The organism is Cyclobacterium sp. 1_MG-2023 (genome assembly GCF_030546805.1).
Lineage (GTDB): Bacteria > Bacteroidota > Bacteroidia > Cytophagales > Cyclobacteriaceae > Cyclobacterium.
The window spans coordinates 14,196-28,200 of the sequence record NZ_JAUOPC010000025.1 but is presented as its reverse complement, the minus strand read 5'-3'; the positions used below and the strand labels follow the sequence as shown (position 1 = coordinate 28,200).

The 14,005-nt window shown below is 38.7% G+C and carries 11 protein-coding genes; 7 read left to right on the top strand and 4 right to left on the bottom strand.

Features of this window, described 5'->3' with window-relative positions:
* Positions 1-610: 610 nt before the first annotated feature.
* The gene (rlmD, locus tag Q4534_RS23265; RefSeq protein WP_303615560.1) at positions 611-2,023 is read left to right on the top strand and encodes a 23S rRNA (uracil(1939)-C(5))-methyltransferase RlmD; all 1,413 of its coding nucleotides are present in this window, start codon (positions 611-613) and stop codon (positions 2,021-2,023) included.
* On the top strand, positions 2,020-2,397 hold the full coding sequence (locus Q4534_RS23260) for a hypothetical protein (RefSeq protein ID WP_303615559.1): 378 nt from the start codon (positions 2,020-2,022) through the stop codon (positions 2,395-2,397). Before rlmD ends, Q4534_RS23260 begins: the two co-directional genes overlap by 4 nt.
* Before the next feature lie 31 nt (positions 2,398-2,428).
* Here Q4534_RS23260 and thiL read toward each other — a convergent pair whose 3' ends face one another.
* Positions 2,429-3,460: a thiamine-phosphate kinase gene (gene thiL / locus Q4534_RS23255; RefSeq protein WP_303615558.1), complete on the bottom strand. Its 1,032-nt coding sequence runs from the start codon at positions 3,458-3,460 to the stop codon at positions 2,429-2,431.
* Positions 3,461-3,762: 302 nt separating this feature from the next.
* Here thiL and Q4534_RS23250 point away from each other — a divergent pair, with 302 nt between their 5' ends.
* The 5 genes from Q4534_RS23250 (at position 3,763) to Q4534_RS23230 (ending at position 11,009) form a co-directional block, all read left to right on the top strand.
* Positions 3,763-4,089, top strand: coding sequence for an iron-sulfur cluster assembly accessory protein (locus Q4534_RS23250; protein WP_303615557.1), 327 nt, complete (start codon positions 3,763-3,765; stop codon positions 4,087-4,089).
* Positions 4,090-4,542: 453 nt separating this feature from the next.
* Positions 4,543-7,611: a TonB-dependent receptor gene (locus tag Q4534_RS23245; RefSeq protein WP_303615556.1), complete on the top strand. Its 3,069-nt coding sequence runs from the start codon at positions 4,543-4,545 to the stop codon at positions 7,609-7,611.
* 11 nt (positions 7,612-7,622) lie between these two features.
* Positions 7,623-8,996 carry a RagB/SusD family nutrient uptake outer membrane protein gene (locus tag Q4534_RS23240; RefSeq protein WP_303615555.1) on the top strand — a complete coding sequence of 458 codons (1,374 nt, stop codon included), beginning with the start codon at positions 7,623-7,625 and terminating at the stop codon, positions 8,994-8,996.
* Between the two features lie 220 nt (positions 8,997-9,216).
* Positions 9,217-10,308, top strand: a complete 1,092-nt coding sequence (gcvT, locus tag Q4534_RS23235; protein ID WP_303615554.1) for a glycine cleavage system aminomethyltransferase GcvT — start codon at positions 9,217-9,219, stop codon at positions 10,306-10,308.
* A complete protein-coding gene (locus Q4534_RS23230; protein WP_303615553.1) occupies positions 10,305-11,009 on the top strand; it encodes a 2-phosphosulfolactate phosphatase in 705 nt (234 codons plus the stop codon). The genes gcvT and Q4534_RS23230 overlap by 4 nt, the downstream gene beginning before the upstream one ends.
* Before the next feature lie 35 nt (positions 11,010-11,044).
* On the opposite strand, the gene Q4534_RS23225 is transcribed toward Q4534_RS23230, so the two are convergent.
* The 3 genes from Q4534_RS23225 to Q4534_RS23215 all read right to left on the bottom strand — a co-directional run bounded on the left by Q4534_RS23225 (position 11,045) and on the right by Q4534_RS23215 (position 14,004).
* Complete coding sequence (locus Q4534_RS23225; protein ID WP_303615552.1) at positions 11,045-11,587, bottom strand: SRPBCC family protein; 543 nt, start codon at positions 11,585-11,587, stop codon at positions 11,045-11,047.
* Positions 11,588-11,712: 125 nt separating this feature from the next.
* Positions 11,713-13,488, bottom strand: a complete 1,776-nt coding sequence (locus tag Q4534_RS23220) for an efflux RND transporter periplasmic adaptor subunit (RefSeq protein WP_303615551.1) — start codon at positions 13,486-13,488, stop codon at positions 11,713-11,715.
* Between the two features lie 57 nt (positions 13,489-13,545).
* The gene (locus Q4534_RS23215; RefSeq protein ID WP_303615550.1) at positions 13,546-14,004 is read right to left on the bottom strand and encodes a DUF305 domain-containing protein; all 459 of its coding nucleotides are present in this window, start codon (positions 14,002-14,004) and stop codon (positions 13,546-13,548) included.
* Position 14,005: the final 1 nt, after the last annotated feature.

Sequence of the window (14,005 nt, the reverse complement as noted above, 5' to 3'; positions counted from 1 at the left end):
CAAGAAGTACTTAAGATCGCTGTTGCTATTATTGTCCATATAATATTTTTCATGAAATTTTTATTTCGGGTATCGTTTTTTTTAAAGTCTTTATATTTTGATTTTAAGTAGGTTTACTTTAAATAATATTAATAAACAACACAAAAAAAGATACTAATAGATTGAATTTTACTAAAGATAGTTTGAAAATTGCTCCTAATTATCTCTTTAAAGGCTTAACTACTAAAATATAAGTTAAATAAATAATTTGATAATTCAAACAAACTTTTCCTATAGCGCACTCAATTAAGATTGAACCTCTTATGTGTGATATTGCATTTTTTTTACAAATTATTAAAAAATCGACGGGTCAATTTTCAAGAAATTGGTACAGGAAAAGCAAACTGATAAGGGCAGCAAGTGATTTGACAGCTGGGCACATCGGTAAGGGATATTTTCATTGGGCATGTATCTGCTACTTGAAACCTCAACCATCTTGATTACTAAGCCCCTTCCAAATACAGATAAATCAAAAATTATTTAGGACAGCATTGACCGAGACCTATAAAAGTTTGAAACCAAGAAGGACAATATTCAACCCTTTGACCGAAAATGATTAATTTTGCGAGCTATGTCAAGAAAAATGAAGAATAAGGTCCTCGAGCAGTTAAAAATCGAAAGAATTGCTGCCGAGGGAAAATGTGTAGGACACCATGAAGGCAAGGTGGTCTTTGTAGCTAATGTTGCCCCAGGTGATGTGGTAGATGTCAGGGTTACCAAAGGACGCAGTAGCTTCCTGGAAGCTGAGGCAATAAAAATTCATGAATACTCTTCTGACAGGGTGAGTCCTTTTTGTAGCCATTTTGGCATTTGTGGGGGCTGTAAGTGGCAACACATCTCCTATGAACTGCAGATGACATATAAAAGGCAACAGGTCATCGATCAGTTTGAAAGGATTGCCAAAGTACCCTTACCTCAGGTAATGCCTATAATTGGCTCTGCTAAAACCCAATATTATAGAAATAAATTAGATTTTACTTTTTCTAACAATCGATGGCTTACCCGTGAAGAAATCGATTCGGGAGAAACCTTTGAAAGGAATGCTTTGGGTTTTCACGTTCCTAAAAGGTTTGACAAGATAATTGACATTGATCACTGTTACCTGCAAGGCAATATTTCCAACGATGTTAGAAATGAATTGGGTGCATTTGCCTTAAAAGAAGGCTTAGGTTATTATGACATTATCAATCAAACAGGCCTACTGCGCAACTTAATTATCAGAACCACCCTAGACGGGCAGTCGATGGTTATTATTCAATTTGGGGCAGATGACCAAGAAGGTATTGATAAAACAATGGAGTTTTTACACCAACGTTTTCCTGAAATCACGGCCTTGATGTACATCATCAACCTTAAGAAAAATGAAACTTTTCAAGATTTGGAAGTCCATACTTATGCCGGTAAGGACTATATTGAAGAGACCATGGAAGGCTTAAAGTTTAAAATTGGCCCTAAATCTTTTTACCAAACCAATTCATCTCAGGCTTACGAGCTATATAAAGTCGCAAGAGAATTTGCCGATCTAAGTGGCAATGAGGTCGTGTATGATTTGTATACAGGTACAGGAACCATTGCAAATTTCGTGGCAAAGCATTCAAAACAAGTAATTGGCATTGAATATGTGGAACCAGCCATTGTAGATGCAAAGGAAAATGCAATCCGTAATAATATCGACAACACCTTGTTTTACGCCGGAGACATGAAAGATGTATTGGATGACACCTTTGTCTCCAACCACCAAAAAGCAGATGTCATCATTACAGACCCTCCCAGAGCTGGAATGCATGAGGACGTTGTGAATATGCTTTTAAAACTTGAAGCCGAAAAAATAGTATATGTGAGTTGTAACCCGGCTACTCAGGCAAGAGATGTTGCCTTACTGGCTGAAAAATATGATGTGATAAAAATTCAGCCTGTAGACATGTTTCCCCAAACTTACCATGTTGAAAATGTAGTTTTACTTAAAATAAAAGAGCAAGAATGATCAGCAATGAAAATGACCCGGAATTGAATGGAAAATACTTGGGCACTATCAGCAGTGATTTTGTAAAAATAAGTGAAACACTTAAAGAAGCTGCCTACCAAGTAAGAAAAAGGAAATTCTCAGAATATCCAATTTTCCCTATTAGCAAAGATGAACAGCCCATAGGACAATTGTTTCTCAGCAACAAAGAAAAACCGTTGGATTGGAATTATTATATCACCTATTTGGATGAATTTGTTCAGCGAAAATTGATAAAAGAAGACGGAATAGAACAGTTTAAAGCTGCTTATAAAGACCCGGATGAATTCTGTTGTCTTTTTGTAGTAGATGCTGAATTCACTAAGTTTTTATACATTCCTTATCCCGAAGAATAAGGAATGTATAAATACCAACTCAAGGCAGGGATTAAAAATGTACCCAGCCTTGGGCTTTTAATTCAACGGCAGTTCCACTTTTTGTAACAAGGTATTTGCCACTGTCTTTTTCAGTAACATGCCCAATAAAATGGATATCAGGATGCTTCTCCAGTTTTTTAAAATCTTCTTGATTGATAGTGAAGAGCAACTCATAATCTTCCCCTCCATTTAACACACAGGTAATGGGGTCTAAGTTTAGCTCCACAGCTGTGTCAAATGTTTGCTTGTCTATGGGCAGTTTGTCTTCATAAATGGCCACCCCTACATCGGATGCCTTACAGATATGAAATAATTCTGAAGCCAATCCATCAGAAACATCGATCATACTGGTAGGTACCAAGCCCATCTCTTTAAATTCATGAATAATATCCATTCTGGCATCCGGTTTCAATTGCCTTCCGGTGATGTAAGGATATTTTTCCAAATCCGGTTGCATGTTTGGATTGGATAAAAACACTTGTTTTTCACGCTCCAGTATCTGAAGCCCAATAAATGCCGCACCCAAGTCACCTGTAGCACAAATGATATCATTGACTTTAGCTCCTGACCTGTAGCTGATGGCAGACTTCTTTACTTCTCCAATGGCTGTAATACTGATGACCAAACCGGCTCTGGAGGAGGTGGTATCTCCACCTACTATATCCACATTATAATGCGTGGCAGCTAATTTAATTCCCTCATAAAGTTCTTTTACAGCTTCTACCGAAAATCGGCTGGAAAGCCCTATGCCAACAGTCACTTGTGTAGGAATCGCATTCATGGCAGCTACATCACTTACATTTACGGCCACAGCCTTAAATCCAAGATGCTTTAATGGAGTGAATGATAGGTCAAAATGAACTCCCTCTAAAAGTAAATCAGTAGTCACCACACGAAGGTCATCCCCTTGGCCAATCACTGCAGCATCATCTCCTATTCCTTTTACAGAACTGGAATGGTTGGTTTTGATATCCTCACTTATCATATCTATAAGCCCAAACTCTCCAAGATTTGAAATTTCAGTCCTTTTTTCCTTATCCATAGTATTTATTATCTGCTAATTTCCCATTAATCCACGGGCAATCCATTTCAAATACAAAAGTACAACATATTTGTGAGTTGGCCATTTCGTGAATAGGCATTCTTACCGGCTAAAATTCAAACCCACTTTCCATAAAACCAATTACTTCCAATCATCAAAAAATCCTTATGAACAGGAAAAAGCGTCTATTTCCATTTGATTTGTTAACTTTGCTTAATAATTCGGTAGGAAAAATGGAATTTATTTCTAACATTACCGGTTAATTGTCGTTAAATGATTAGGGTAATTAAATTTGAATAGATATGATCATCGTTTCAGAAAAGGCCAAGGATCGTATCCTTGAACTTAGACAAGAAGAGAACAGAAATGAAGAGGAAAACATAAGGGTATCCGTCAAAGGCGGTGGTTGTTCAGGCTTAATGTATGACCTAGGCTTTGACAACAAAACCACTGATTCCGACCAGATTTTTGAAGACAAGGGTGTTAAAATAATCGTAGATAGAAAAAGCTTACTTTATTTGGCCGGCACCACCTTAGAATTTACAGATGGATTGAATGGCAAAGGATTTCAGTTTGTGAATCCAAATGCTTCAAGAACTTGTGGATGTGGAGAAAGTTTTTCCATTTAAAAAATAATACATTTCGAATACCCTAAATAAGGAAATACAGCCCTTGTTTAGGGTATTTTTTTTCTTCTAAATGCCGTTTTCAAATCTTCCGAAAAATTGAAATCTACCTAATCTCAACCCTTCTTATTCTGATTATTATTAAATTATTAATTCAGTAAGAAAGCAGTTAACCCCGGCGAATAATTCCTGAGGAAACCAACCTAAAGTCCTAAAGGATTATAATTTACATCTGCTTCATTTGACAAAAAATAACACTATAATTCACTATTTTTACATAAGAAATATTAATAGAAAGTTAAATATAATTTTATCAAGATTGCACCAATAGTTATTTTTTTATTACTTTAGTCTCAGTTTAGCAATAAATTTAATCCCCGGAAATAAACTAAAGTCCTAAACCTATTAGGATTTTTTATCACCACATTGCGATTTTAATTATCCACCAGCTTATCTATGAAAAGCAATATATTTATTGTGTTGGCTTTGTTATACGTATTTCCAACAATCGGTTTGGCCCAAACCATCACAATCTTCGGAAAAGTAACTTCGGAGGAAGATGGAATTGGAATGCCCGGAGTACTTATTAGTGCCCTAGAAACCGGAAATTCTACTTCAACAAATGATTTAGGGGAATACCGAATTAATATAAAAAAAGAAGCTATTGTTACTTTTTCCTCAATGGGATATGTTCCTCAGGAAATCGTAGTAAAAAGAAGCATGGAATTGAACATCAGCTTAGTGGCCAATCTCAATTCACTTGACGAAATTGTTGTAGTTGGATATGGAAGTATTCATAAATCTGCCCTTACTGCAAATATTTCCAGAATTGAAGGGCAAGATATAGCTAATATTCCGGTGCCAAATTTCCAAGAAACTTTGCAAGGTAGACTTCCCGGAGTATTTGTAGCTGATGCCAGCGGAAAACTTGGGGATGGGGTAAAAGTAAGAATTAGGGGTACAAGCTCTATCTCTGCCGGCAATGACCCTTTGTACATCATTGATGGAATACCTATTACTTCTTCAGGAAGCATTGATAACAGTAACCCCATGGCCATGCTTAATATGAGGGATATCGCCTCTATTAATGTATTGAAAGATGCAGCTGCTGCATCAATTTATGGTGCCAGAGGTTCGAATGGTGTGGTGGTAATCACCACCAACAAAGGGTTTTCAGGTAAAACCAAGTTTAATGTAGGCATTCAGAGAGGTTATAGTAGCCCAACCCGTAAAAAGAAATTCTTAAATGCCAGTCAATATGTAGCGCTCTTCAGAGAAGCGGGGTACAACAATGACTTGGCTGCCAATAAAGACCCGATCAATAGTCCTGAAGAGTATCCGGATTCTCAACTTCAGTTTGTTGACAATCTCTTGGACCAATATGCAGGGCATTCAGATTGGAGAACCGGGGATGTAAATACCAACTGGCAAGACCAGGCATTTAATTCGGATGCGGGGGTGACAAATGTCAATTTCTCAGCTTCAGGAGGAGATGACAGAACTAAGTTTTATTTTTCAAGTGCCTACGACAAGCAAGAAGGAATCTTAATTCGGAATAGCTTGGAAAGAATTTCAGGAAGGTTGAACCTAGACCACCAGCTTAGTGATAATTTTTCTTTCGGTGCTAATTTCAGCCTTTCGAGCACCTCCACCAATACCTTGCCCGGCGACAATCTATTCAATAATCCCATGCAACTGGTGGCTTTGGCACCCATTTCCCCTTTGCGAGATTTGGATGGAAACTTATATGATCGCCCTACTACAATTTACTACAACAATTTAATCGATTCCGAAAATTCCAGTTGGACCACCAGCAGCTTAAGAAACCTCAATAATGTGTATGGGGAGGTGAAGATCAATAAGGAGCTGAGCTTTAGGTCTGAGTTTGGATTAGACAATATCACACAAAACGATGACAGGTATTTTGGATCACTCACAGCCACCGGGCAAAGTTCCAATGGTTATGGTTCTTCCCGTTGGATAAAAATCACCAACTATACGACCAACAATTATTTTACATACAAACCTATTATTCAGGGGAACCATGATTTAGAGGCTACTTTGGGGATGTCCTATCAAAACAGTGAAACCCGATTTACGAGTGTAGATGGAAGGGAATTTCCTTTGGACGGGCTGAAGACAATAAATTCAGCTGCTGAGATTGTTGATGGCACATCCACTCTTACTAGCTCATCCTTTCTCTCCTATTTTGCTCGGGTAAATTACTCACTGGAAGACAAATACCTGCTTGGGGTTAGCACCCGATATGATGGTTCCTCTAGATTTGGAAATAGCAAGAAATATGGTTTTTTCCCGGCAGGGTCCTTGGGATGGATAATAAGTGAAGAATCCTTTCTGAAAGGCAATGCTTACCTAAGCTTCTTTAAACTTCGCACTTCCTATGGGCTCACAGGAAATGCATTGATCGGTGATTTTGACCACCTAGGATTGTATGAACCACTCCCTTATAACCTAAGTCCCGGCTTGTCCCCCACACAAATAGCCAATCCAAACTTAACTTGGGAGACCACCAAACAATTTGATATAGGTTTAGAATTTGGTCTATTTGAAGACCGCATTTCAGGAGAAATTGATTTTTACAATAAAACAACAAAAGACCTATTGTTGCTGGTGCCTGTTCCTGCTACCACAGGCTTTGTGTCTCAAAGGCAAAATATAGGTGAAATGCAGAATTACGGTTTTGAGATTTTACTCAACTCGATTAATTATGCCAACAAAAATCTAATTTGGCGTTCTTCTTTTAACTTTTCCAGAAACATCAACCGAGTTCGATCGCTTTCCAAAGACCAAACTTCCATCCCACCTCCTTACTCTAGTTACCTAAACGGGATCTTTATCGATCAACCCATGGCCGTTTTTTACGGTCCTAAATATGCCGGCGTTGATCCGGACAATGGAGATGCCTTGTACTATGCTAATGAAGATCTTTCAGAAACCACCAATGACTATAATTCAGCTGCTAAATTATTTCTAGGAAGTCCAAACCCGGATTTCATTAGCGGGTTAACCAATGAAATCTCCTATAAAAACATTGACCTGCTCTTCCTACTACAGGGAGTATTTGGCAATGAAATTTACCAAGCGGCAGGTAGTTATTATTCCAACAATGCCTATTGGTTTGACAATAATACGGTGGACCAAATGGAAAGGTGGCAAAATCCCGGTGACATCACTGATGTTCCTCAAGCCAGACTCGGTCAATGCAATGGCTGTTCTGCCTCTAGCAGGTATATTTCTGATGGCAGTTACCTTCGCCTTAAAACCATCTCTCTGGCCTATAATTTCCCTGAAAAATGGAACAATAAATTAAAAATTCAGGATGCAAAAATTTATATAATTGCGCAAAACCTATTGACCTTCACCAAATACAATGGCTGGGACCCTGAAGTAGGTACAGAAGCATTGTCCAATAGTTTTGCCAATGCAAATTTATTTCAGGGAGTTGATCTTTACTCAGCACCTCAGGCTAAAACCTTTTCCATAGGGTTAGATTTAGGGTTTTAAACAATTTAACTATGCCTTCAAAAGTTTTTCATTTACCATTTGTCTTTTTATTTAGCCTCCTTACCCTATCCTGTGATTCCAATTTGGATATTAAACCATCACAGGAAATAGATGAGGGCACCGCTCTTGACAATGATGCCAATATCAAGAGCGTCTTAATAGGTGCTTATGCAAACCTGCGAAAGTCCGACCTTTGGGGTGGACGGCTTCTCCTTTATAGTGAAATGCTGGGCGCAAACAATGAAATAAGATGGACGGGTACTTTTACCCAACCTAGAGAAATGTTGAACAAGAGCATTTTGATTAATAACACCTTCGTTACCGACACTTGGACTGCTGCCAATAGCACCATCAACATCACCAACAATATCCTCGAAGCTATTCCGAAGGTCAATGAAGTTGATCAAGACAGAGTGAAAGGCGAAGCACTTTTTATACGTGCTGTTGTCTATTTTGAACTGGTGAAATTATTTGGCCAGCCTTATATAGCCGGAAATACTGATGTAAATCCGGGAGTACCTTTAATTTTAACGCCTTCCAGAGGTAGAGAAAACAATGGTATCGTGGAAAGGTACTCTATTGAAGAAATTTATACGCAAATAATTGAGGACCTCAGCATAGCAGAACAAATTTTACCGGACACCAATGGGGTGTATGCATCAAGCTTTACTGCATCTGCCGTGCTTTCAAGGGTCTTTTTACAGATAGGGGATTTTGCATCAGCAAGGGACGCTGCCAATCGGAGCATAAACTTAGCCCTTACCAATGGCAAAAACCTCATGACTAATTATGCAGATGCTTTCAATAATGAATCAGACAGTCAGGAGGATATATTCACCATTCAAGTAAACAGTCAGGATTCGGAGAATGCCATGCAGCTTTTTTATTCTACACCTGAATTTGGTGGTAGAGATGGTGATGTTAGCATTTTAAACTCCCATTTGGATTTATACGAATCCGGAGATGATCGTCTCCTTCTTTTTCAGGAACGAGCAGGAGCAATACGCACCAACAAATGGAGAGACCCCAATAGGAATGTTAAAATAATAAGGTTAGCAGAACTCTACTTGACTCGTGCCGAAGCCAATTTCCGTGAAGGAACAAATATAGGGGCTACACCTCTCGAAGATCTAAATAGGATTAGGAAAAGGGTTTCTTTGCCAGAGAAAAGCAGTGTCAACCTAGAAAATATTTTGATGGAAAGAAAATTGGAGTTGGCACATGAAGGCCATATTTTGCATGACATCAAAAGGACGAAGGGATTTGTAACAGACAATAATGACCCTGCGCTAAAGTACACTTTTGATGACCCAAAATTGGTTTTTCCAATTCCCGAACGAGAAATACTAGCCAATAGTAAATTGATCCAAAATCCAGGATATTAAAACAAGCACCTGCTACCAACAAATTTTTAGGGATTCAACTTTTAGCCCCTACCACACAGCCAAACGATTCACCAATAGGCTTTATAAAGCCTTTCGATATTATTGTCAACTATTAATTGATGTAAAAATTAATTTGAAAAGGCTGTCTTTTTCGAATACATTTTCAATAAAATTAATCACAATTCTTACCTTTAGGCTTTTGAAATAAAGTCAACAATCAATGGAGGAAGTTAAGAAAGTAACGCTAGACGAAACACATCATTCATTAGGTGCAAAAATGATCCCATTCGCAGGGTATGATATGCCGGTTAGGTATAGCTCTGATATTGAAGAACACAAGACTGTACGAGAAAATGTAGGCGTATTTGATGTTTCTCATATGGGGGAGTTTATAGTTGAAGGTCCACATGCCCTTGATTTGATTCAAAAGGTTTCCTCTAATGATGCCTCCAAACTTAAAATAGGACAGGCCCAATACACCTGTTTTCCAAATGACCAAGGGGGAGTTGTTGATGACTTTTTAGTTTATAAACTTGAAGAGGAGCGTTATATGTTAGTGGTTAATGCATCCAATATTGCCAAAGATTGGGAATGGATTCAGAAACACAACACCGAAAATGCAAAGTTGGAAAACATTTCCGACCAAACCTCTTTATTTGCTATCCAAGGTCCAAAGAGCATCGAGGCCATTCAATCTCTGACCTCTGTTTCCTTAAAGGACATACCCTTTTACCATTTCGAAATTGGCACCTTTGCCGGAATAGAAAACGTAATAATTTCTGCTACCGGCTATACCGGAGAAAAAGGGTTTGAACTTTATATTAAAAATGATGATGCCCAAAAAGTATGGGAAGAGATTTTTAAAGCCGGGGATCCATTTGGAATCAAACCTATAGGACTAGGGGCCAGGGATACCTTGCGGCTTGAAATGGGATATTGTTTGTATGGACATGAGCTCAACGACACAACTTCACCATTGGAAGCAGGTTTAGGCTGGATAACAAAATTCACCAAAGAGTTTATCAACCATGAAAATTTAAAAAAGCAAAAAGAGGAAGGTGTTCAGAAAAAGTTAATCGGCTTTAAACTTCTAGAAAGGGGAATTCCAAGAGCTGATTACCCCATATTAAATGCAGAAGGAAAAGAAATTGGTATCGTTACTTCAGGCAGCCAATCCCCTAGTATGGGTATTGGTATAGGACTAGGTTATGTCGACATCGCTTATGCCAAAGCGGGAACTGAAATTAAGATCCAGATAAGGAAAAAAAGCCTTGCTGCCATAGTAGAAAAACTACCCCTTCTAAAAAAATGAAAACCATAGAAACCTGTGTTAGTCCCGACTTGTTGGACTTACATGAATTGACCAATAAAACTGTAATTGTTGTTGATATTTTCAGGGCAAGCTCTACCATGGTGACCGCACTTTCCAATGGAGTAAAAACCATCGTTCCAGTTCGAGACTTGGACCAATGCATGACCTATAAAGAACAAGGCTGGCTGATCGCCGGGGAAAGGAATGGAAAACAAGCGGATGGTTTTGATTTGGGAAATAGCCCTTTGGCTTATTTGAACCAACAATTTGCCGAAAAAAATGTAGCCATGACTACCACAAATGGTACAAGAGCCATTTCCTTAGCCAAAGAACAAGCGGCAGAAGTTCTTATTGGGTCATTTTTAAATCTAAAGGCTACTGTAAACTATTTGCAAAACTCGTCCAATGATGTCTTGGTGCTTTGTGCCGGATGGAAAGGAAAATTTAATATAGAAGATTCTCTTTATGCAGGTGCACTATCTCAGGCTTTAGGCTGGAAACACGACTGCGACGCCACTTTGGCTATGGAATCACTTTATGGACAAGTTGGTGCAGACCTCAATGGTTTTCTCCAAAAGGCATCCCATGCCAAACGTCTCCAAAACCACGATTTAGAAAAAGACATAAACTTTTGCCTCGACACAGACCAATACAACGCAGTGGTGTATCTTTCTGAAGAAGGTTTAAAGCTAAAATCTTAAACACCCTATAAAAGGGGACATTCAATTCATATGACTTAGTTATTCTCTAAAAGGGATTTTAGCTTATGTAACCCGTCAGAAAAATCTTTCCCAACCATTTCCTCCATATCCATCATTAAGAGCATTGTGTTCATAGGATAATCCATCCTTCCTTCAAATCCCCAGATAACCTTGGTATGGTTGTCATCAATTTCCTCAAAAGCCATATAAGCTTTGTCTTCCGCCTCAAAGGGTTCTTTAAACCTAAGTGCATAATCGATTCTCTCTCCCTTTTTAATGGCAGTAATCTCTTGCTCCCCTACCCCAACATTTGGATCATTGCTATCCCAAGCAGACACAAAACCAACTTCCCCGTCTACCCCAATAAAACTCTTTTTCATGGTAGGATCCTTAGATGCCCAGCTGGAAAAATTCTCTTGGTTTTTGAGCAATCTAACATATTCATATACTTCATCTTTCGGCCGGTCTATGGTAACTTCTCGGACTACCGAGTAATCTTGATCAACAAATATCCCAACCATTAATGGGATGGACACAAGTATTAACACTATGACAAGAACTATCTTTACAACCTTCATAATTGGGCTTATTTGTTAGGTGACAGAATAAATAGCTGATATTTGACAATCATTGACTTAATTTAATAATTAACAGACAATTACCAAAACAATTCAACAACAAGATTAGGCTACAATCCTACCAATTACCTTATCCATTTTATAACTTCTCCACAAGTCGACATAGCTTCTCCAAAATAAGGATTCAAAACCTCATCACTTTTACTCAACCAGTTTGCGCCTTTGTTGGCATCCGCCATGGGGCAACGCTGCACGTAAAGGCTATTTGTGTAGAATTTAAAGGTTTCTGCAATGTTTATCATTTCATCGGAAATTGAAAGAAAAGTTTCACGGACATCAGCCAAAGAACTTTGAGAATTTACCTTTTCAAGCAGCACAGCCAAAACCGCATGGTATTTGGACCAATCCATATGAAGGCTCTCCTCAAAGTAGGTCTTGTCCAACTTTAATAAACTTTGCAGCATGTCCGCTGCCCTTGACTTGGCTTTCAATAAATCATCAGTGGCCAATGCATTTTTAAATTGAAAGTAATTTTCAAAGATCAGAGACATATCAGCTTTGGAAGCTTTGGTAAGAGCAATTTTATTCGAATCTTCTTTTAGCTTGGCACTACTTATTTCCCCGTGATTATGGCCGGACACAGCAAGCCCACCCTTAGGACTCATCATGCTCGGCTTACCTGCTAACTGGGCAGCTGCATCAATACTAAATGCACCATTGACTACAATTTCTTCACCCAATTGAAGACCTGAAGTGACAATGTATTCAGCTCCCAATGCCGGCCCAAGGGTAACCTCCCGTAGTTTAAATGCCAATCCTTCAGTGGTGCTTTTTTTCACATAAACGATAGACCTGACCCCTGTCCACATAACGGCCGTCTTGGGTACGACTATGGCATCATCTTCTCCTGATATGGTACTGTTAACCACTCCCGAAACAAACATTTCCGGTTTAAACTTTAAATCAGGATTGGCCACACTTATTCGGGCATGGGCAACCCTGGTGACAGGGTCTATAATTGGATCCAGATAATCAATTTCTCCTGTAAAGGTTTTTCCGGGAATGGATTGCAAGGTATAGTTAACTTTATCACCGGTTTTTACCCAAGGAATTTCAGCTTCATAAACATCAAACAACACCCAAACCCTTGACAAATTTGACACCTCATAAATGGCTTGCCCCATATCCAAATGATCTCCCAGGTTGGCAAATTTTTGAGAGACATAACCCGACACATTGGCTTTAATGGGGAAATTCTTTATAACCTCCTCTGTTGTCAAAATCTGTTGAATCTGTTCATCAGTTACCTTCCAGTTTTTAAGTTTTGCTATAGCTGCATTAAAAAGAGCCGGTTGTTCATCATTTATTTTATAGGCCTGAAGAAGCTCTTCCTGACTGGTCACCAATTCCGGAGAATACACCAAAGCTATAGCTTGTCCTTTGGCTATATATTCTCCGGTAAAATTCACCATCAACTGCTCAATTCTGCCCGGGATATGGCTTGCTTGGGTAAATAATAATCGCTCGTCCACTTGAATTTTACCCGGCAACCTCAGTGTTTTAACCCCTTTTTCTTTGCCTACAACCACTGTTTGTACATCTGCTAGCTGAATTGCTGTGGCTGTCATGCTAATTGACATTGGATCAACTTCTTCAGTATCACTTTCTAAAGGAATAAGATCCATCCCACATATGGGACAATCCCCGGGTTCACTTTGGCGGATCTGTGGGTGCATAGAACAGGTATAAATGGACGAAATTCCGGCAGTCCCCTCCTTATGTATATGATCTGATGGCGGCTCAGGAATGGTTTTAGTTGGTTTAATTAACCAACCTAGCATTACCCCCAGCATAAGTGTAATGGTGATAAGGAGGTATTTATTTTTTATTAGCTGTTTCATAGTTTCACGTTTAAGCTTTGCGCGATTTCAATTTGACGCACGCATTCAATATAACCTTTACTCCCCCTTCTCAAGTCGCTTGATCATTGCTTTCATTTGAGCAATTTCTTTCTTTTGCGCTTCAATGATATCCTTTGCGAGTTGCTGAGCTTCCGGGTCTTTCAAATCCGCTTTCTGGCTAACCATAATCGCCGATGAGTGATGAGGAATCATCGCCTTCATCCACTGCACATCAGCAATTAAAGTTTGGTTACGGAGCATGGTTAGACTTGCTATAAATAGGACGATGGCCGTCCCAAGAATCATAAAATTGACTTTTTTATTTTCATACATTCCCCACATAAAAAGAAGCATAGACACTGCCATTGGAGCTACCATTAATAGGGTCATATACGTTCTTGTGGTGCTTAACATAACATGGTCAAAGATATCTGCATTTAAAAACATCACAGCATACATAATAACAAATGAAACTGCCATCATGGCGGAAAACTTGAGATAATTGTTGCTTTTCATA